Annotated in this window: 18 protein-coding genes; 4 read left to right on the top strand and 14 right to left on the bottom strand. The window is 29.8% G+C overall.

Annotated features, from left to right (window positions below; all coding sequences use genetic code 11):
- Nucleotides 1–30: 30 nt before the first annotated feature.
- The 3 genes from gldG (at nucleotide 31) to BWR22_RS07375 (ending at nucleotide 4,207) form a co-directional block, all read left to right on the top strand.
- Nucleotides 31–2,421 carry a gliding motility-associated ABC transporter substrate-binding protein GldG gene (gene gldG, locus BWR22_RS07385; RefSeq protein ID WP_076733047.1) on the top strand — a complete coding sequence of 797 codons (2,391 nt, stop codon included), beginning with the start codon at nucleotides 31–33 and terminating at the stop codon, nucleotides 2,419–2,421.
- A gap of 127 nt (nucleotides 2,422–2,548) precedes the next feature.
- Nucleotides 2,549–3,667 carry a DNA polymerase III subunit beta gene (gene dnaN, locus BWR22_RS07380; RefSeq protein WP_076733046.1) on the top strand — a complete coding sequence of 373 codons (1,119 nt, stop codon included), beginning with the start codon at nucleotides 2,549–2,551 and terminating at the stop codon, nucleotides 3,665–3,667.
- Between the two features lie 159 nt (nucleotides 3,668–3,826).
- Nucleotides 3,827–4,207 (top strand): lipocalin family protein, encoded by a 381-nt coding sequence (locus BWR22_RS07375; protein ID WP_076733045.1) that lies wholly within the window; start codon nucleotides 3,827–3,829, stop codon nucleotides 4,205–4,207.
- Nucleotides 4,208–4,278: 71 nt separating this feature from the next.
- On the opposite strand, the gene BWR22_RS07370 is transcribed toward BWR22_RS07375, so the two are convergent.
- From BWR22_RS07370 to BWR22_RS07310, 13 genes are all read right to left on the bottom strand, one after another.
- Complete coding sequence (locus BWR22_RS07370) at nucleotides 4,279–4,836, bottom strand: hypothetical protein (RefSeq protein WP_076733044.1); 558 nt, start codon at nucleotides 4,834–4,836, stop codon at nucleotides 4,279–4,281.
- Between the two features lie 10 nt (nucleotides 4,837–4,846).
- Nucleotides 4,847–7,615 carry a T9SS type A sorting domain-containing protein gene (locus BWR22_RS07365; RefSeq protein WP_076733043.1) on the bottom strand — a complete coding sequence of 923 codons (2,769 nt, stop codon included), beginning with the start codon at nucleotides 7,613–7,615 and terminating at the stop codon, nucleotides 4,847–4,849.
- A gap of 188 nt (nucleotides 7,616–7,803) precedes the next feature.
- On the bottom strand, nucleotides 7,804–9,021 hold the full coding sequence (locus tag BWR22_RS07360) for a hypothetical protein (RefSeq protein ID WP_156875583.1): 1,218 nt from the start codon (nucleotides 9,019–9,021) through the stop codon (nucleotides 7,804–7,806).
- Between the two features lie 113 nt (nucleotides 9,022–9,134).
- Nucleotides 9,135–9,887 carry a LytR/AlgR family response regulator transcription factor gene (locus tag BWR22_RS07355; protein ID WP_076733041.1) on the bottom strand — a complete coding sequence of 251 codons (753 nt, stop codon included), beginning with the start codon at nucleotides 9,885–9,887 and terminating at the stop codon, nucleotides 9,135–9,137.
- 3 nt (nucleotides 9,888–9,890) lie between these two features.
- Nucleotides 9,891–12,794 carry a sensor histidine kinase gene (locus tag BWR22_RS07350; protein WP_076733040.1) on the bottom strand — a complete coding sequence of 968 codons (2,904 nt, stop codon included), beginning with the start codon at nucleotides 12,792–12,794 and terminating at the stop codon, nucleotides 9,891–9,893.
- Between the two features lie 178 nt (nucleotides 12,795–12,972).
- A complete protein-coding gene (locus tag BWR22_RS07345) occupies nucleotides 12,973–13,167 on the bottom strand; it encodes a hypothetical protein (protein WP_076733039.1) in 195 nt (64 codons plus the stop codon).
- Entirely contained in the window at nucleotides 13,167–13,502 is a 336-nt protein-coding gene (locus BWR22_RS07340) for a DUF4870 domain-containing protein (protein ID WP_076733038.1), read from the bottom strand. Before BWR22_RS07340 ends, BWR22_RS07345 begins: the two co-directional genes overlap by 1 nt.
- A 98-nt stretch (nucleotides 13,503–13,600) precedes the next feature.
- Nucleotides 13,601–14,014 (bottom strand): DUF6691 family protein, encoded by a 414-nt coding sequence (locus tag BWR22_RS07335; RefSeq protein WP_076733037.1) that lies wholly within the window; start codon nucleotides 14,012–14,014, stop codon nucleotides 13,601–13,603.
- A gap of 6 nt (nucleotides 14,015–14,020) precedes the next feature.
- A complete protein-coding gene (locus tag BWR22_RS07330; RefSeq protein WP_076733036.1) occupies nucleotides 14,021–14,575 on the bottom strand; it encodes a YeeE/YedE family protein in 555 nt (184 codons plus the stop codon).
- Nucleotides 14,576–14,734: 159 nt separating this feature from the next.
- On the bottom strand, nucleotides 14,735–16,147 hold the full coding sequence (locus BWR22_RS07325; protein ID WP_076733035.1) for an MBL fold metallo-hydrolase: 1,413 nt from the start codon (nucleotides 16,145–16,147) through the stop codon (nucleotides 14,735–14,737).
- 68 nt (nucleotides 16,148–16,215) lie between these two features.
- Complete coding sequence (locus BWR22_RS07320) at nucleotides 16,216–17,010, bottom strand: sulfite exporter TauE/SafE family protein (RefSeq protein ID WP_076733034.1); 795 nt, start codon at nucleotides 17,008–17,010, stop codon at nucleotides 16,216–16,218.
- A 66-nt stretch (nucleotides 17,011–17,076) separates the two neighbouring features.
- The gene (locus tag BWR22_RS07315) at nucleotides 17,077–17,709 is read right to left on the bottom strand and encodes a Crp/Fnr family transcriptional regulator (protein ID WP_076733033.1); all 633 of its coding nucleotides are present in this window, start codon (nucleotides 17,707–17,709) and stop codon (nucleotides 17,077–17,079) included.
- Between the two features lie 61 nt (nucleotides 17,710–17,770).
- The gene (locus tag BWR22_RS07310) at nucleotides 17,771–18,547 is read right to left on the bottom strand and encodes a M90 family metallopeptidase (RefSeq protein ID WP_076733032.1); all 777 of its coding nucleotides are present in this window, start codon (nucleotides 18,545–18,547) and stop codon (nucleotides 17,771–17,773) included.
- A 113-nt stretch (nucleotides 18,548–18,660) separates the two neighbouring features.
- On the opposite strand from BWR22_RS07310, the gene BWR22_RS07305 reads away from it, so the two are divergent.
- Complete coding sequence (locus BWR22_RS07305; protein WP_076733031.1) at nucleotides 18,661–19,326, top strand: HAD family hydrolase; 666 nt, start codon at nucleotides 18,661–18,663, stop codon at nucleotides 19,324–19,326.
- 10 nt (nucleotides 19,327–19,336) lie between these two features.
- On the opposite strand, the gene BWR22_RS07300 is transcribed toward BWR22_RS07305, so the two are convergent.
- Complete coding sequence (locus BWR22_RS07300) at nucleotides 19,337–20,242, bottom strand: ribonuclease Z (protein WP_076733030.1); 906 nt, start codon at nucleotides 20,240–20,242, stop codon at nucleotides 19,337–19,339.
- Nucleotides 20,243–20,263 lie beyond the last annotated feature (21 nt).

The raw sequence follows: 20,263 nt of genomic DNA, 5'->3' as shown, positions 1-20,263 counted from the left end.
GTATAATTTAGATAATAATAAACATTTTAAATGTTCGCAATCTTAAAAAAAGAAATCAACTCATTTTTTGCTTCACCAATTGGTTATTTGGTAATTGCAATTTTCCTATTACTAAACGGTCTATTTTTATGGTTATTTAAAGGCGAATTTAATATTCTAGATTACGGTTTTGCAGATTTATCGTCTTTCTTTTTATTAGCGCCTTGGATTCTTATTTTCCTTATTCCCGCTGTTACCATGCGTAGCTTTAGCGACGAAAAGAAACAAGGCACTTTAGAACTGTTATTAACAAAACCTATTTCGCATTCGCAAATTGTACTTGGCAAATACCTTGGAGCTTTTTTATTAATAATTTTAGCACTAATTCCAACTCTACTTTATGTTTATACAGTAAACCAATTAGGAAAACCTGTGGGAAATTTAGATGTTGGTAGTACTTTAGGTTCTTATTTTGGATTATTATTTTTAGTAGCAGCTTATACTGCAATAGGTGTTTTTTCTTCAACATTAAGCGACAACCAAATTGTAGCATTTATTATTGCTGTGTTTTTATGTTTTTTATTTTATGTTGGATTTGAAGGTTTAGCAGATATTTTAGGCAGTTTTATAGAACAAATTGGTATGGCGTCTCACTTTAAAAGTATGAGTCGAGGTGTTTTAGATACACGAGATATATTTTATTTTTTAAGCATAACTTTCTTCTTTATTTTTTTAACCATAAAACGTATAAATACCGAAGCCTCTAAAAAAATAAAATGGCTACCTCTTGTTATCATTCCATTAGGTTTAATTGTTTTTAATATTTTAAGTTCTTCAATTTATAAACGCTTCGATTTAACATCAGATAAACGCTATACACTAAATAAAGCCTCTTTAAATGTTGTAAAAGATGTAGATTCTCCTATTATAATTGATGTGTTTTTAGAAGGCGACGATTTTCCTTCAGAATTTAGAAGACTACAAACAGAAACCAAACAATTGTTAGAAGAATTTTCTGCCTACAATAGCAATATAAAATTTAGTTTTATAAATCCTATTGAAGATGAAGCCACTAGAGATAATAATATTGCCCAACTTACAGAGCGTGGTTTAACACCAATGCAATTAAGTGTTCAAGAAAATGGAAAACAATCGCAACGTGTTATTATTCCATGGGCTCTGGCGAGTTACAATAACCAAACGGTAGATATTCCTTTGGTAAAATATAAAGTGAATGCTAACCAACAAGAATTAGTAACAAATTCTGTACAGCATCTAGAATATGCCTTTGCCGATGGTTTAAGTAAGTTAATACACCCTAAACGAAGAAAAATTGCTGTTTTAAAAGGCAATGCAGAACTAGAAGATAAATACATTGCAGACTTTTTAAAAACACTTGGCCAATACTACTATATTGCTCCATTTACTTTAGATAGTGTCTCTACAAATGCACAAAAAACATCAAAAACTTTAAATAGTTACGACTTAGTAATTGCTGCAAAACCAACTGAAGCCTTTTCTGAAGAAGAAAAATATGTGCTGGACCAATATACAATGAATGGCGGAAAAAGCCTTTGGCTTATAGACCAAATTAACATGGAAAAGGATAGTTTATTTAATCCTGAAGGTAAAAATGTAGCAGTACCACGCGATTTAAATTTAACTAACTTTTTCTTTAAATATGGAGCCAGAATAAATCCATTATTAACAAGTGTTAAGAGCCAAAACATAGGTAGAATTACATTGGAAACAGGACAAGACGAGAGTTTAAAATTACAGCATTTTTTATGGCCATATTCTCCTTTGGCTTTAAGCGATGTAAACCATCCAATAGTTAATAATATAAACTTTGTAAAGTTTGATTTTGCAAACCAAATAGACACGCTTAAAAACAATATTAAAAAAACAATATTATTAAAAAGCGATAAACCAAGTCGTTTAGAAGGCACACCTAAAGAAATTAGTTTAGGTTTTGCTTTGCAAGAGCCACCTTCAGAATTGTTTACAAAAGACAGACAGAATTTAGCCGTACTTTTAGAAGGCGAATTTACTTCAGTTTACAACAATCGAGTAAAACCAATAAAACTTGATAATGATAGAACAAAAAGTCCTGATACTAAAATGATTATTATAGCAGATGGAGATGTTATAAAAAACGATTTAGACAAAGGCAGACCAACAACTTTAGGATTCGATAAATGGACAAAAGAAACTTATGGTAATAAAGAATTCTTACTTAATGCGGTAAACTATCTTTTAGATGACGACGGACTTATAAACATTCGCAGCAAAGAAGTAAAAGTTGCGTTTTTAGACCAAGTAAAAATTGCCAAAGAAAAAACAAAATGGCAAGTACTAAATATTGTTTTGCCTTTATTGATTTTAGGGCTATTTGGGTTCATTTTTAATTTTTTAAGACAACGTAAATACGTTAAAAAATAATTATATTTTAGTATAAAATCATCTTGTTTTCGTGGGAAAAAACTGTTAATAAGTTTGTTTCAGTTTTAGGTGCTTAAACTCTATATTTGTATTAATTAATATTCAGAATTTAACGACCAGATTATATATGAAGTTTATAGTTTCAAGCACGTATTTACTTAAGCAATTACAAGTTTTAGGTGGAGTAATTAACAGCTCTAACACCTTACCTATTTTAGATAATTTTCTTTTCGATATCGATAATAACTCACTTACAGTTTCTGCAAGTGATTTAGAAACCACTATGTCTTCAACTTTAGATATAGAAAGCGATAGTAAAGGAAGTGTTGCTATTCCTGCTCGATTATTATTAGACACTTTAAAAACATTTCCAGAACAGCCATTAACATTTACAGTAGAAGAAAACAATACTATTGAAATTAGTTCTAACCATGGAAAATATGCATTAGCTTATGCAGATGGTGCAGAGTTTCCTAAAGCTGTTGCCTTAGAAGATCCTTCAAGCACTACAATTGCTGGAGACATTTTAGCAACTGCTATTAGCAAAACTATTTTTGCTGCTGGTAACGACGATTTAAGACCTGTAATGAGTGGTGTTTTCTTTCAATTCTCGACAGATAATTTAACTTTTGTAGCAACAGATGCTCATAAACTAGTAAAATATACTCGCGAAGATGTTTCTGCTTCTCAAGTTGCAGAATTTATTATGCCTAAAAAGCCTTTAACTTTATTAAAAGGAATTTTAGCAACAAGCGATGAAAACGTTACAATTGAATATAACGATTCTAATGCTAAATTCACTTTTGAAAACACCGTATTAGTTTGTCGTTTAATTGATGGAAAATATCCAAACTACGAAGCTGTAATACCTAAGGAAAACCCTAATAAATTAAGTATAGATCGTACACAGTTTTTAAGTTCTGTAAAACGTGTTAGTATTTTCTCTAACAAAACAACACACCAAATAAAATTAAAAATTGCTGGAGCAGAATTAAATATTTCTGCCGAAGATATAGATTACTCTAACAAAGCAGAAGAACGTTTAACTTGTGATTACCAAGGAGACGATATGCAAATAGGTTTTAACTCTCGTTTTTTAACAGAAATGCTTAATAACTTAAATGCTACAGATGTACAACTTGAAATGAGTATGCCTAACAGAGCTGGAATTTTAACACCTATTGATGGTCTTGATGAAGGTGAACATGTAACAATGTTAGTAATGCCAGTGATGTTAAATAGCTAAAATAAACTCTTATATATAACTAATAAACGCAATCTTTTAAGGTTGCGTTTTTTTTATCTATTCGATAAACAAAATAATAAGCACTTAATCGGATAAGTAATTGAAAGTTTGAACTTTAATTATAAATTTATTCTTTTCAATTTTTATTAAAATAAATTAATGTATAACTCTATTAGATTAGTATTAATTCTTGCTATTTGTTGTTTACAATTTAATTGTAGCTCAGACGACAATGGTAACGCCATTGACCATAGCACACACAATGTATTAATTGGTGAATGGTTAAGAGAAGATTTTAATGAAAATACAGAATATAAATTAACTTTTAACCCTGATAATACAGTATTAAATACATTTAAAATTACTACTGAAGAAGGTATAACATCTACTGCACAAATTTATAATTGGTCTATTGAAAATAATTTAATTACCATAGAAGATTTTGCAAACAACGAGAATGTTACAACTTCTTACGAACTTATATCAAATGAAATTGTAATTCTAAATAACCTATCAGAATATCAATTTTTAAGACAATAATTTCTCAAATACAAATAAAAAAACGCAACCTATTAGGTTGCGTTTTTTATTTTATATACTTACTAAATTATTTACTCTTCATCATCTAAAGACATAAATGCACCATTATAATTTCCTGAAATTTCGGTACCATCATTTCTAACAAAGTTAAATGTTAATGTTAAATTATCAACAGAATAGTTAGTTACTGTAATACTACCAGACATAACCTCTAAATCTGAATTAGAGCCACTATTGTAAAATTGACTAAACCCGTTTTCATATTCAGAATTAATAACATCTCCATTTACAATAAATTCTAAACTTGATATTTCAGACAAATCATAAGTAACATTAGATGTCAAATCTGAGTGGCCTATTCTAGCCGTAAAATAATCTACATTGTTAAGTGTAGTACCATTATAAGACGCTTCAATTTGTGCTTGTGTTTTATTTGTTAAACTTAAAAACACCGAATTATTTAATGTAGGTTCAACAATAGCTGTATTCATTTCAAAATCTGAATCTCCTACAGTTATTTTATTTGTTACTGCATTGTCTACAATTGAATTATTATCATCGTCTGAAGAACAATTTAATACGGCTAAAGCAAGACAAAATAAGATTACAAGTTTGTTTAATTTTTTCATTTTAAAAATATTACTGTTTTAAGATTTTTATTGTTTGGTTTGATTGGTTAGTGTTTATGTTTAAAAAGTACATTCCTGTTGGTAAATTAGAAATATTAATTTGAGATTGATTAGCTATTTCAAGTACTTTTTGACCATTTACATTAAATACTGAAACGTTTTCAATAGTTTGATTAGTCTTAATATTTACAACGTCTGTTGCTGGATTAGGATATAATTTTACTGAGTTTGTATCTAAAGAAATATCATCAATTCCTAATGTAGAATTGTACTCGTAAGCTCCTAAATCTATAGTGGTGTTAAAAAATCTTGTATTACCTGATAAATCTAAATCGCCAAATAAAGCTACGTCGTAGTAAGCGTTATCTCCTTGATCAACAATATAATTTGAAGCTGATGTAGGTTTGTATTCGGCATCTAAATTTAAGTTATCAGTCGTTGGGTCTAAAAGTGTAATATTTGAATTATCAAAAGTTCCAGAAGTTACACCGCTACCGACCATAGCAATAGTATTATATACCCTAACGGTTTGGATATCTCCTTCAGCTGTTTTACTATTTTCAATATCTACTGTACTTAATTGACCTCCATTATATTTGTTTTGCCAGAAAAGACTGTTTCTAAATTCAAAAACTCCCCAACCACTTCCACTACTAACATTAATAACTTGTTGGGTAGATGCATGGTTATTAACATTATCTAAAATAGACACATTGGTTAATGAACTTTTAAATAGTCTTCCATCATTATTTAAAGTTCCTCTTCTAAACCAAATTGCTCCCCAATCTGCGTTATAAATATTATTAGCAACTAACACATTGGACCAATTGGATTCTAAAGTACTTGAATTAGTATCGTTATGTTGTAGTAGTATAAGACCATTATTAGTTTGGTTATCTGTAATTGCAACATTATTGATTGATACAGTACCTGAAAAAGTTCTCCAATCAAATAAAATACTGTTACTATAATTATTATTAATTAATGTGTTGGATAATTCAAAGTTTGAAACGTTAGTGGTTACTTTTACAATAGGGCTACCTGATGTTGTATAAAAGTTACTTAAAACAAAACCATCAATAATTACATTATTAGCTGCTAAATTGAACAAACTTGATGAATTATCTGATTTATTTTGTGTAAAATCACCAGAAATATCATCATCTAATATATCACCAGAAATTATAGTTGCATTACTTGTATTTACAATAGATAAATCTCTATCTGTTTCAGAAGTTTCTGTTCCGTTAAAACCACCATAAATCTCTATTTCTGAATTAATACTAATTTCACCAGATGTTAATTTATAAGTCCCTGATTTTACAAATATTTTAGATCCACTACCTAAAGTAGGTATATTAGCGTCATCTAAAGAAGTATAAGCATTAGTCCAACTTGTACCATCATTAGCTCCAGTAGCACTTGCGTCAACGTATATAACTGTTGGTGGTTCTGGTAATGATAAAGGCGCTATGTTTCCTGGACCTGTTAGCATAGCTGTATCTGTATATTGAATGGCTCCTAAACCTATCGATGAATCTGCATTTTTTCTAGGATTCATAAAACAATCGGTCGTAGGATTAATATTGCTATAATATCCTGGGATAGAACTTTCTCCATTATCTCTATAAGCTGAAACAGGTATAAAATTTCCAGAGAAAATATCAACAAAAGGACTCTCTGATAAAGTGTAATTAGATAGTAAATTAGCCGAACCTATTACAGGTGTAAACTCTGATGCATTGGCATAACCAAGTGCTATAGTTGAAGAACTTGTATCTTGGGTTCCTATATAGTCTGATGTACCATAGTTACTGTAATACAAATTATTACTCCATCTTCCTATCGTTTCTGCTGAACCAAGTGTCTCAAAACGTATTGGGCTAGCTACATCAGATGTTACATTGCTACCTTCTTCATTTAAAGCTAACGTGTTATTTTGAAAAAACACCGTTAGTCTTGTTGAACCACCTGTTGCGCTTATAAAACGTGCAACACTACCTGAAGCATTAGCACTTTCTACTTTGTTACCTATAAACATATTATTAGCAATAAAAATATCATGCTCAAGATTTATATAATTTGTGATACGATATTCAAATGCATATCCTGAATTAGATACATTTTCATCTAGTATACTATTAAATAACTCAAAAGGATAATCATTTACAGTTTCATTAGACCAAATATCCATTGCTGGTCTTGTTGAAGCATAATTTCTTGAAAATCTACAATTTTGCACTGTAATTTTTCTTTGCACTTCATTTGAATATGATGGATGGCTATACAATGCACTACCACCATAAGCATTAACAAAATGTAATCGGTCTAGAGTAATTTCTTGAGTTTTACTTGCTGAATTAGGCTCTACTTTAAGAATAATTGGTGCATTATCTGTTTTATTTGCAGATGTTGCACTAGGTAATTCATTAGCATCATCAAGCGCTAAATCTCCTGTTAAATATACAGGATGTGCCCAAGGATCTGTGCTACGTTGCGAAAGAGACGTTTCTGTACCCACAAAACCACCGTAAATACTAACTCCGTACTGGTTTAGCATTGGTGTGTTTTTATTAACAGGCATGTAAGTTCCTTCTGCTATCCAAATTTGAGCACCTGTTATGGTTTGGATTCCTAAAGCACTATGAAGACTTGTGTAAGCATTTGCCCAACTGCTTCCGTTATTTGCACCTGTTGCATCAACATCTACATAAATTATGGTTTGTGCTTGCGTAAAACCAAACACTAAAAAGGTTAATAAGAGTAATGTTTTTTTCATTGTAGTTGAGATTAATATTCAACAACAAAATAACTTCACTTTTAAAGGTTTTTAATGTGCTTTTTTCTGAATAGGTCTAATTTCTTTCTGAATACATAATAAAGATTATTCTTACACTTTAAATCAAATAAAAAAGCCTGCTTAAATAAGCAGGCTTTAAAAACTATAGATTAATAGCACGTTTTTAATTATTCGCAATTCATTTTTTGTCCGTAAGGCATTTGTCCGTGAATAATTCCGCCAAATTGTGAACTACCATAACCACTACCATTATACTGTTGCTTGATTAAAAAACCTTGTAAATAGCAGTCGTTATTTTTATTTTTTTCTGTGAATGCTCCTTTAATCCAACGGTACAAAATATGTCCTGTGTATTTGTTTTTTACAATACTCCAATCGTTAGATTCTATGTTTAATTTTAAAAGTTTTGCGCCATCTTTTGCAATGGTTTTAGACACATTTTCTTTAGCAAAACTCATTAATGATTCATTACTATTCATGCTACCAGCTTTTGGCATTTTTATAGCATCCATGGTTGATTTTGCAGCTGCATCGTAATTTGCTTTTAACGTTGCTTCAAATTCTTTTACAATTGGTTTTGCTTTTTCTAACCACTCTACATGAAATTGTTGCTCGCCTTTACCTATTACGTTTAGAATAGTAATATCTTTTTCATGCATGTACGATGGTACATTAAAAGCATGTCCGCCTTGGTGCGATGCTGCATAAATTACAAACACATCGTCTGCAATTAACATTCCTCTTACTAAAATTGGCATACCTGTACCAAGCTCTAAAGTTTGCGATCGGTTTGCACCAACTTTTGTTGTAAACATACCTGAAACCAACTCGTAACCAACATAACCTTCTGGTGACATAGCTACTAATTCTGGTGTTGTTAAAAAGCGTAACCAAGCATAATCTGGATCTTGTGCTGGCAGTAAGTCTACATTATCACCCATATCTGTCATTTGACGTCTTAGTTTTACACGATCAACACCAACTGCGCTCATACCTTTTGTCATTGCAAATGGATACGACATGTATAAAAACTCATCACTTACTGAATTAGCTTGTTTTGGTTTATTAGCTTCGGCTTCTTGTTGCTTTTTTTCAAGATATTTTTGATAGTATAAATCTTGCTTCGCCTGGTCGTTTGGATATTTTTTAGCTAATTCTGCTTTAAATTCCTCATCTGTGTATTCTGTTTTTGATGAACTTTCAGTTGACGAACTGCCAACCATTCCTGAAGCATTTTCAGATTTTGAAGATGTACTGCTCGTTTCTTTTTTATCTAACTTCTTCTCTACTGCTGCTTTGGCTTTCTTTTTAAGCATTTTACCAAATTGGGCATGAGAGACGTTATAGCATAATGCCAAAACGAATAATAGAACTATTTTTTTCATAAGAATTGTGTTTAATAGACTTCAAAATAAAGCACTTAACCACTATTCTTAATTTGTTTTTTTCTGAAAATGATGATTTTTTTTCTGAAGGATTTTCAAAAACTTCAAATAAATCACATAAACGTTTCCTTAATTACTTCAAGAAACTGATCGCGTTTAGATTTTGAAATTGGTATGCGTTTTTGATTGTTCATTAGTAAGTAATCGCCATCGTCTTTTACCAATTCGTCTACATATTTTAAGTTGATTAAATACGATCGATGACATTTAAAAAACATCGCGTTGCGCTCTAATTGCTCAACAAAATGCTTTAACGGTTTGCAAATGGTTTTTTGTTTGCCATCCATAAGTTGTACGTTGGTGTACATACCATCTGCTTCAAAATAGACAATATCATTGTGCGACGCGAACATAATCCCTTTTGGTATTTCTAAAGCAATTTTATCTATGGACAGTTGCTTTAACGAGTCGCGTAACTTGTTTAATTGGTCATTTAAATTGTTAGCTTTTATCGCTTCTTCAGCTTTTGCTACAGCTTCTTTTAATTCGGTTGTGTCCACTGGTTTTAATAAATAATCTACAGCTGAAAGCTTAAAAGCTTCAATCGCGTATTGATTATATGCCGTCACGAAAATGATTTTAAAATCAATCTGATTTGGAAAGTATTCTAAAATGTCTAATCCGGATTGATTAGGCATTTCAATGTCTAAAAACACAACATCTGGTTTACTAGATTTTATTAAATCTACTCCAGATACTAAATCTTGTGCTTCTTCAATGCTAGTAATACTTAAGCAATGCTCGGTTAGCAAGTTTGATAGTAAATGTCTGGCGCGTTTTTCGTCGTCTATAATTATTGATTTCATAAATTAATGTATAGGCATAGTTATTACCACTTTTGTTCCTGTAGCAACGTTGTTTTCGTTATACAAATCGTTGGTAGCTATAGTAATATCGCGTTTTAGTTTATTTTTATATAAGTGTACGCGTTCTAAATTAGCTTTGGTTGCAAACGGTTTGTGTTGTTGGTTTGGTCGTTTTAATTTTTCGGATTGCTCTCTACCAATACCGTTGTCTTCAACTGTAATTTGCAATTTGTTTTGTTCAATTATTTTGGCTTCAATATTTAATTTTCTGTCTTTTAATTTATGTAATAATCCATGTTTTAAAGCATTTTCAACATACGGTTGAATGAATAATGACGGTACTTTTATTAGTTTCGTTTTCAACTGATTATCGATAGTAATCTTATATTCCAATTCATCCTCAAAACGCACTTTTTCTAATTCTAAATATAGTTTTAAAGCATTTAATTCTTCTTCTAGACTGATTTCGTTTTGCTGACTGTAGTCTAAATACATCCTAATCAATCTACTAAACTTTACTAAATATGAGCTAGCTAATTCCTTTTCATTGGAAATAATATAATCTTGAATGGAGTTTAAAGCATTAAAAATGAAATGCGGATTCATTTGCGACCTTAGATTTTCTAGTCTTAAATTGGTGATTTTTTTGTCTACTAAAATTTTATCAATTTCGGCATTACGTTGTGCTTCTTTTTGCTGTAATCGCCATCTAAAGTATAACCAAATTAAAGTAACTATTGATATTAAAATAATACTATAAAACCAATAGGTTTCCCAGAATGGCTTTGCTATTTCAAAAGTAATTGGTGTTGCAAAAACAGCTTTTTTTGCACTAACATTTTTTGCTTTAATTTCAAACGTATATGTACCACTTGATAAGCTATTAAAATTTATAAAATGAGTGTTTAAAGGTACATTTTGCCAACTAGTATCAATTTGTTTTACACGATATTGGTAATTAACATGCTGGTTAGATTGAAACCCATTGACATTAAATTTAACACCAATTTTATTAAAATTATAAGGCAATTTGTAGTTATTAGTAACCAAAGTATCCCGATCGTTTATGGTTACTGCTTCTACCCTAACCTTGGCTGTTTTAAAGGTTTTAAATAACTCTTGAGATTTTGGAAGTGTATAAAATGCTTTTGGCTGTATTATTACAATTTGATCTTCAAGTACCAAAAAGTCGTTTACAGCAGTATTTAATCCATCTTGTGCATTTAAAAATTTAAGTTGATGTGCTTGTGTATGATATTGAAACAGTCCAGAATCTGTAGATAGCCACAAAATATCTCCTTGAGATTGTATTGCATTTATTTGAAGATTGTTTGGTAGCTTAATACCTGAAGGTTTTAGTGTATCGCTTTCATATTTTAAAAGTCCGTTATGTTGTGTAGCTAACCAAATAGTTTTGGTTGTATTTGCCATAGCATTAACCAATAAACTGTTTGCGTTGTAAGTGATTTCTTCTGAAGAATAAGTTACTGTATTGTACTTAAACAATCCGTCAATATACGACACAAACAAACTGTTATTATATACCACTGAAGCCTTTACACGACTGTCCTTAATACTGTTTTTTTGAAATTCACCAAACGGATTTTTATACAGAATACCTTGACGGTAATTACCATAAAACAATGTGTTGTTATCTATTTTTGAAAATGTTTTGGCTACCGAAAACCTATTGTTTACATCGGTAATTTTATCTGTCTTTAAATTAACTATAAACGATTCTGACGCATTAATACTTACAATTAGCAGCTGTTTTTGTGCATCAAAATATAATTTACCCACAATTTTTTTTCCTGGTAGTTTAAGTGTTTTTTTAAGTATGTTTTGTTTATAAAATAATAGCTTACCGTTATTAGTACCTAAAACAAATTGATTGTTTTGCAGTGCTGTTGCAGCTGTTACTTTTGCATTAATTGCATCTAAATTGGTATGTCTAATTTTAAGATTTGGAGATACAAAAACACCATTATCTAATGTAGTAAACCAATAATTTTTGTTAAAATCTTCTTGAACATCGGTTATAGACTCATTATTAAAAAGCTGCTCTTTAAAGGTAAACACATCATTTTTAAATTTGTAAATAAAAGCACCAGAACTTGTTAAAAACCAATAGGTATCTTTAAAATTTAATAAACTATAAATAATTTCGTTCTCTATTTGTGTAGGTGTTTTAAGCTGTGTTACTAAATTATTTGCTTTATTAATTGAGTAAATAACATTATTGTTTTTATTTTTATGTGTAAAGAAAACAGCTTTATTAAAGGCAAATAATCTTGGCGATTGTATATTATCACTGCTTATAATTTCAAATATTTTTGAACTTTTATTTTTATCGAATTTATAAATGCGATGACGTTTTACGTCTCCTTCATTATTTATAGTAAAAGTGTAATTGGTAGTGTTAATAGTAGAATTACTAATACACATGCCATCAAAAAATTTAGTGATTTTTTTTGTTACAATATCAATATCGTAAATACCTGTTACAGTAAATAACCTAATATAGTTTTCTTGAATTGAAAATGGTGCTAATTGGCCAACAACTAACTTACTAGCGTCATGAAAAAGTTTAAGACTATTATTTTCTACATAAAAAATTTGCCCATATATATTATTACACCATAACGTGCCATTGGCATCTAATTTTAATTGAAAAAGAGAATTTGCTTTTTGTTTTGGATGACTAAATTTTTTATAAATTTTACCATCATAACGATACAAACCTTTATCTGCTGCCAACCAAATGTAGTTTTGTTGGTCTTCTAAAACGTCGTAAAACTCAACATCTGGAAGTTTAGATACGTTTGCCATAGGCACAAAAACAGGATTTTGTGCTTGAACAAAACAAATGCTAATTAAAAATAATATGTAATAAATAAAACGTGACATAGTGACTAACAAACAAAATTAATATTTAATCGTGTATTCCGTTTTATTTTTTTCTGTAGCCTTGCCTTTTTTTTCTAAACAAAAAGCGCAACCTCCATAGGTTGCGCTTTTCTTTATCTTAAATTAATATTCAACTAACTAACAAAATTATAAGATAAAGGTATTTTAAAGGTAACTATTATTCTTTACTTAAACTATTATAAACTACTGCTAATACAAGCCCTAAAGATATTCCTATGGGAATTCCATAACTTACCCAAAAAGCTGCATCATTGGTTAACGCTCCTATTATAGAACCAATAGTTACACCAAAAGAACTTCCTAATGCAACACCTAGTCCAATGCGTTTAGTTTTTTTAGATTCCGTTTTCATTATATAAATTTATAACTTAATGGATATGTTGGATTTTCACCATTACTTGCCTTAATAGCATTTACTATTGGATATAATATTGAAAAAACTCCTAAAACTATAAAACCTAATAAACCAAGTCCAAATAGAAGTATTAAAGGAATACAGATAATAAAATTAACAATTAAACTTAATTGAAAATTAATAATTTTTTTTCCTTGTTCATCAATATGGTAGTCTTCATCCTTTTTAGTGAACCATATTATTAATGGAACAATAAGTCCTCCACATCCTGTAATTGCTGTTAGTAATTGACTTAAATGAGTAATTACTAATAATTGTCTGTCTCCTTGCATAGTATTTTGATTTAGTTGCTGAAAATCTTCAGCAAGATTGATTGATACTAATAAGACTAACAATTTAGCAAATTGTTACAACTATAAATGTTAAAATATTAATGAGGTAATTTATTTTTAACTAATCCGTATAGAAAAGTTCCAAGTGTAGCACTAATTAAAACAATTAAAATTGGTAGGTAACCTGCTCCTACAAGAACAAATATAGGTCCAGGACATGCTCCTGCTAAAGCCCAACCTAAACCAAAAATAATACCTCCAAACATATATCTTGAAAAAGATTTACTTTTAGGTGCTATTGTTATTGGTTGCCCATCAAAAGATTTAACATTGAAACGTTTTATTAAGAAAACAAATAAAACACCAAAAACTAATGCTGTACCAATAATACCGTACATATGAAAAGAATCAAAACGAAACATTTCATAAATACGAAACCATGAAGCAGCTTCAGATTTATACATAACAATACCAAAGAAAAAACCTATAAATATATATAATAACTGTTTCATAAAATTTTAAAAAATAAAAGGGAATAATAAATGAACCATAACTAGTCCTCCAATAAAGAAACCAATTACAGCAATTAAAGATGGTAATTGTAAATTACTTAATCCTGAAATAGCATGACCAGAAGTACAACCTCCAGCATAACGTGCACCAAAACCAATTAATAAACCACCAACTACTAAAATTAGTATTGTTTTAATATCGCTTAGAGCTTCTATTGAAAAAAGCTCTACAGGTAAATATCCATTTTCTGCAGAAATATTTAATTGAGTTAATGCCACTTTTGTAGCTTCACTTATTTCTGGAATTTCTGGATTAGATAGATAATGAGAGGCTACAAAACCACCTAACATTGCACCTAAAACAACTAATAAATTCCATTTGTCTGATTTCCAATCAAAATTAAAAAACGAACTCGCTTTACCTGCTCCACATGCTGCACAAAATGTTCTTAAATTAGAAGACATTCCAAACTTTTTGCCCATTAGCAAAAGAACTAACATTATACATGCTATTAAAAAGCCTGAAACGTACCAAGGCCAAGGTTGATAAATAATTTCCATTAGTTAATTTTTTGTTTCAAATATAGTTTTTTAAACAAGTATTAATTGTAACAATAGTAACACAACTGCATCCTTATTTTTACATAATTACACATGCTTATTAAAAAAACGTGTATTACAATTTGTAACACACGTTTTTACTTATTTATTAATAATGATTTATAATGTTGATGGGCAAACGTAATCTGTTCTAGGTATTGACGTTTTTTTAATTGCGCCATAACCTCCTTCTACATTTATTAAGTTGTGAATTCCTCTACTTTTAAGTATTGATGCTGCTATTACAGATCTATAACCACCTGCGCAATGCACGTAAAAAGGTTTGTTTTCTGGAAACTTATCTAGATGACTATTAATATTATCTAAAGCCGTATGTTTTGCATCTACAATATGTTCAGACTTAAACTCGCCATCTTTTCTAACATCAAAAACAACATCTTTATTTTCTGGATATTGCTTTTCAAATTCTTCTGTAGAAATTGAAGCCATAGTGTCGTACTCCATTCCTGTATCTTTCCAAGAATTAAAACCACCTTCTAAATAACCTATAACATTATCGAAACCAACACGAGATAAACGTGTAATTACTTCTTCTTCTCTCCCTTCTGGAGCTACCAATAATATAGGCTGACTAACGTCTGCTATTAATGCACCAACCCATGGCGCAAAACCACCATCGATACCAATAAAAATAGATCTTGGAATATGACCTTTTACAAATTCTTTTTGATGACGTACATCTAAAACTATTGCTTCAGTTTCGTTAGCAGCTGCTTCAAAGGCTTTAGGTGATAATGGTTTTTGAGATTTCGTCATCACATTATCGAAACTTTCGTAACCTTTAATATTCATCATTACGTTTTGTGGAAAATATGCTGGAGGCTCTGCTAAACCGTCTAAAAGCTCTGCTATAAATTCCTCCTTAGTCATATCTGCACGAAGTGCATAATTAACTTCTTTTTGGTGTCCTAAAGTATCGGTTGTTTCTTTACTCATGTTTTTACCACATGCAGATCCTGCTCCATGAGCTGGATAAACAATAATATTATCTGGTAATGTCATGATTTTGTTTCTTAAAGAATCAAATAAATAACCTGCTAATTTTTCTTGAGTTAAATCTGAAGCAATTTTTTGTGCTAAATCTGGGCGCCCAACGTCTCCAATAAATAAAGTGTCTCCGGTAACAATACCATGTTCTTTACCATTTTCATCTATAAGAAGGTATGTTGTACTTTCCATAGTATGACCCGGTGTATGGATTACTTTTATCTTATAGTCACCAATTTCAAATATTTGTCCATCTTCTGCTATTAAAGCATCGTAAGATGGCTTTGCTGTAGGTCCAAATACAATTTGAGCTCCTGTTTTCTTTTTTAAATCTAAATGCCCTGAAACAAAATCTGCATGAAAATGCGTTTCAAAAATATATTTTACTTTAGCATCGTCTAATTTTGCTCTTTTTATATAAGGTTGTACCTCTCTTAATGGATCTATAATAGCTGCCTCTCCATTACTTTCTATGTAATAAGCTGCATGTGCTAAGCATCCTGTATAAATTTGTTCTACCTTCATTTTATCTATTTTAATTCTTCAAATTTACTAATGTTTTTAAATTTTTATAGTAACAAAAGTTACAATTATCATTTTGTTAACTCTTTAAAAATGATATAAACCGACATTGCTAAAACAAACCATCCAAAACTCTTTTTTAATTTTCTACTAGAAATAAATTTTGAAAAGTAACCTCCTACTAAAATTCCTAAAATGGTTACAAAAGAAAATGTTAGTAAAAATTTCCAGTCTATACTTAAAACTTGTACATCTCCAGCAAATCCAATTAAAGAGTTTATTGCTATAATTATTAAAGATGTCCCTACAGCTTTTTTCATGTCTAAACCTGCCCAAAGCACTAATGCTGGCACATATAAAAAGCCTCCTCCAGCTCCTATTAATCCTGTAACAATACCTATAAATATGCCTTGTAAAAAAGTTTTAAAATAAGCTTGTGGCTTTCTTTCTTCTGTAGCATTTTTTTTAGACCTTATCATTGAAAAGGCAGATAGAAACATAATTACTGCAAAAAATATCATGATTGCCATTCCCTTTGTAAATGAAAAATCACCAAAAGTAAAAAGTGTTTCTGGTATTGCTGGTACTAAAAACCGTCTTGAAAAATACACCGCAATAAATGATGGAAACGAGAATATTAATCCTGTTTTAAAATCTACTAGGCCTTTTTTATGTTTTTGTATAACTCCAACCAAAGAAGAAGATCCTACTACAAATAAAGAGTATGCGGTAGCTATTACAGGATTAAAGCTTAAAAAATATACTAATAAAGGTACTGTTAAAATTGAACCTCCGCCACCTATTAATCCTAGAATTGCTCCAATTAAAAAAGCGCCAAAGTATGTTATAATTTGCTGTATATCCATTTTAAGGTAAGTTGAATGCAAACTTAATTTACATTTCTAACTTAATTTGTAACATCTGTTACATTGTTATAATTCAAGAATTTTAATATTATTTCTATGTAATTCTATTTTTCCATCAATCTCTAAAGTTTTTAATAATCTAGAAATAACTACACGAGAGGTGTGTAAATCGTTAGCAATTTGTTGGTGTGTAACATGTATAACTTCATTATGGTTAACCATTGCTTTATCTTTAAGATATTTAAATAAGCGTTCGTCCATTTTTAAAAATGCAATAGTATCTACTGCTTCAAGAAGCTCTGTCATGCGATTATGGTAGCTTTGTAATACAAAATTTTGCCAACTTTTATATTTAGAAAGCCATACTTCCATTTTCTCGACTGGCACCATAATTAATTTGGTATCTGTTTCTGCAATGGCTCTAATTTCGCTTTTAGCGTTTCCTAAACAACAAGAAAGCGTCATTGCACAAGTGTCTCCATGTTCTAAAAAATAGAGAATGAGTTCTTCTCCATCTTTATCTTCTCGTAAAATTTTAACAGCTCCACTTACCAAAAGCGGCATCGATTTTATATAATCTCCAATTTCTATTAATTTAAAACCTTCTAGTACATCTTTATATGTGCCGACGTTATTAATTTCTTGAAGTAATTCGTCTTCAAATAAATAACCGTATTGTTCTTTAAGCTCTTTTAACATAAACCTTTTTTACAATTGTAAATTTAATGTTTTATCATTAGTTAAAATATGAATATTACATTTAAGAATTACTTTTAGGTTGTTGAAAGCACAGAGACAACATTTTATATAACTCTGGATGTTTTTGTTTAAACAGTTTTGGTCTTTCGAAAAAGTATTCTGAAGCTACAGCAAAAAATTCGGCTTGACTTGTTCCTCCATATTTTCTAATATCAGATTCGTTATTATTTATAGCTTCCATTTCTTGGTGCATTAATTCTAACCAAGGTTTTATATAATCTTTTCCTAATAATTGTTCTGGAATACCATCGGTTTGCCCGTCCATTTTATCTAATAAATGTACAAACTCATGTACTGGTGTATTATGCTTATCGGTATCGTTTAAAAACGATTGTCTTAAAGCTTTTCTAGAAAGAATCATTTGTTTTTCAAAACGACCAGTTCCAACCATTCCAAGGATTTTTCTTGATTTATTTTTTTCATCAAATTGTAAATCTTCATCAAAAGTATCTGGATATAATATAATACCACTTAAATTTTTGTAATGCCACTCTTTAAAACCAAAAACAGGAATAATTGCACTTGCTGCAATAAGAATTCTATCTAACTCTTCTATTTCTATTTTTACACTATCTATTGTAACTTCAGTAAAAAAAAGCATCATTCTATTCTGAAATATTTTTTGATTCTTTTTAGATAATTTTGAATAGAACAGTACGTTTTCTGTTAAAATTTTATGCCAATGTTTAGGAAACGCTTCTTGTTTTTTTTGAGCTGTTTTTGTAAATGCATAGACTGCAAACGCAACTAAACCAATAAATATAATAATGTATACCATAAAAGTTATGTAATAAGTATAAAGAAACACTAATATTTTTAAATTTATTTATGTTTTAAAAAAGATTAACATCTAATGTTTTTAACCTTTTATATTTGCATAAAAAATAACTTATGTTAAAAGCAGTATTATTTGATATGGATGGTGTAATTGTAGATACAGAGCCATTACACAAAAAAGCTTATTTTTTAATGTTCGATGCTTTTAATATTGAAGTATCTGAAACACTGTACGAGTCTACTACAGGACAATCTACAATTAATGTTTGTAAAGAACTTTGCGACATTTTTAATTTGAAAGATAAGCCAGAAACATTAATGCTAACTAAGCGTAAAATATTTACAGATTTGTTTCATAGTGATCCTGCTTTACAATTAATTGATGGTGTATTAGATTTAATTAAAGATTACTATAAAAATGGTCTTACTCTTGTTCTAGCATCTTCGGCATCTATGCAAACCATTACAAATGTTTTTAATCGTTTTGGTTTAGACCAATATTTTAAAGCTAAAATTAGTGGTGCAGACTTAAAAGCCTCTAAACCGCATCCTGAAATTTTTGAAAAAGCAGCAGAATTAGCTGGTTTTTCGAAAAATAATTGTTTGGTTATTGAAGACTCTACAAATGGTATTAAAGCAGCAAAAGCAGCAGGCATATATTGTGTTGGTTATGATAGCCACCACTCTAAAAACCAAGATTATAGTTTAGCAGATTTAGTAGTTAACGATTTTTCTTTAATTAAGTATAGTTTAATATCTGAAAGATTTAAAACAGTATAAATTATTCTTTTTAAAACTCGAAAACTTTACCGTCGTCTGCAAGCTCAACATTTTTAAAAAGTGTTTGTGCTTCGGTTTTAAAAAGGTTTAAATCATCGTAACGTGTAGAATAATGCCCTAATAATAGCTTTCCAACATTGGCTTGTTTGGCAATACTTCCTGCTTCTTTAGCTGTACTGTGTTTTGTTTTTGGTGCTAAATGTGCATGTTGTTCTAAAAAAGTAGATTCATGATATAATACATCTACATTTTTAATTATTGGTACAATATCCTCTTTATAGGCAGTATCACTACAAAAAGCATAACTTTTTGGTTTGTCTGGAGCAAATGTAACAGCTTCGTTATTAATAATTTTACCATCGTTATTTATAACATCTGCACCTTGCTTCAACTTTCTGTAATATGCAATATCTATGTTTGCATTTAATACGGCATTCATATCTAATTTACGTTCTCCTGGTTTTTCTTTAAAAAGAAAACCATTAGTATAAACACGATGATTTAAAGGTATTGTGTAAACTTCTACTTTTTTATCTTCGAAAATTAATTCTGAAAATTCACTAGTTAATTCGTGAAAAATAAGGTCGAAATTTGTCCAGGAATTTGCTAATTTCATTTGAAGTGTAATTACTTCTTTTAAACCTTTAGGAGCATAAATGTGTAATTCTGTTTCTCTAGTTAATAGACGCATTGTGGAAATTAAACCAACTAATCCAAAAAAATGATCGCCATGTAAATGAGAAATAAAAATATGCTTAATTCTATTAAACTTAATTTTATGCCTACGCAATTGCACTTGTGTTCCTTCTCCACAGTCTATTAAAAACAAATGATTGTTTATTTCTAATACTTGAGATGTTGGATTGGTGAACGTTCTTGGTGTTGCACTATAACAGCCTAAAATGTTTAATTTCATATAAATAATGTCAATTCGTTT

Source organism: Lacinutrix venerupis, assembly GCF_001971745.1.
Classification (GTDB): Bacteria; Bacteroidota; Bacteroidia; order Flavobacteriales; family Flavobacteriaceae; genus Lacinutrix; species Lacinutrix venerupis.
Note: the sequence above shows the minus strand (reverse complement) of the source record. Positions and strands in the feature narration are given on the sequence as shown.

What these genes read in the sequence shown, in the direction of transcription:
- gldG (WP_076733047.1), top strand. Translation starts at nt 31, where the DNA reads ATGTTCGCAATCTTAAAAAAAGAAATCAACTCATTTTTTGCTTCACCA.
- dnaN (WP_076733046.1), top strand. Translation starts at nt 2,549, where the DNA reads ATGAAGTTTATAGTTTCAAGCACGTATTTACTTAAGCAATTACAAGTT.
- BWR22_RS07375 (WP_076733045.1), top strand. Translation starts at nt 3,827, where the DNA reads ATGTATAACTCTATTAGATTAGTATTAATTCTTGCTATTTGTTGTTTA.
- BWR22_RS07370 (WP_076733044.1), bottom strand. Translation starts at nt 4,836, where the DNA reads ATGAAAAAATTAAACAAACTTGTAATCTTATTTTGTCTTGCTTTAGCC.
- BWR22_RS07365 (WP_076733043.1), bottom strand. Translation starts at nt 7,615, where the DNA reads ATGAAAAAAACATTACTCTTATTAACCTTTTTAGTGTTTGGTTTTACG.
- BWR22_RS07360 (WP_156875583.1), bottom strand. Translation starts at nt 9,021, where the DNA reads ATGAAAAAAATAGTTCTATTATTCGTTTTGGCATTATGCTATAACGTC.
- BWR22_RS07355 (WP_076733041.1), bottom strand. Translation starts at nt 9,887, where the DNA reads ATGAAATCAATAATTATAGACGACGAAAAACGCGCCAGACATTTACTA.
- BWR22_RS07350 (WP_076733040.1), bottom strand. Translation starts at nt 12,794, where the DNA reads ATGTCACGTTTTATTTATTACATATTATTTTTAATTAGCATTTGTTTT.
- BWR22_RS07345 (WP_076733039.1), bottom strand. Translation starts at nt 13,167, where the DNA reads ATGAAAACGGAATCTAAAAAAACTAAACGCATTGGACTAGGTGTTGCA.
- BWR22_RS07340 (WP_076733038.1), bottom strand. Translation starts at nt 13,502, where the DNA reads ATGCAAGGAGACAGACAATTATTAGTAATTACTCATTTAAGTCAATTA.
- BWR22_RS07335 (WP_076733037.1), bottom strand. Translation starts at nt 14,014, where the DNA reads ATGAAACAGTTATTATATATATTTATAGGTTTTTTCTTTGGTATTGTT.
- BWR22_RS07330 (WP_076733036.1), bottom strand. Translation starts at nt 14,575, where the DNA reads ATGGAAATTATTTATCAACCTTGGCCTTGGTACGTTTCAGGCTTTTTA.
- BWR22_RS07325 (WP_076733035.1), bottom strand. Translation starts at nt 16,147, where the DNA reads ATGAAGGTAGAACAAATTTATACAGGATGCTTAGCACATGCAGCTTAT.
- BWR22_RS07320 (WP_076733034.1), bottom strand. Translation starts at nt 17,010, where the DNA reads ATGGATATACAGCAAATTATAACATACTTTGGCGCTTTTTTAATTGGA.
- BWR22_RS07315 (WP_076733033.1), bottom strand. Translation starts at nt 17,709, where the DNA reads ATGTTAAAAGAGCTTAAAGAACAATACGGTTATTTATTTGAAGACGAA.
- BWR22_RS07310 (WP_076733032.1), bottom strand. Translation starts at nt 18,547, where the DNA reads ATGGTATACATTATTATATTTATTGGTTTAGTTGCGTTTGCAGTCTAT.
- BWR22_RS07305 (WP_076733031.1), top strand. Translation starts at nt 18,661, where the DNA reads ATGTTAAAAGCAGTATTATTTGATATGGATGGTGTAATTGTAGATACA.
- BWR22_RS07300 (WP_076733030.1), bottom strand. Translation starts at nt 20,242, where the DNA reads ATGAAATTAAACATTTTAGGCTGTTATAGTGCAACACCAAGAACGTTC.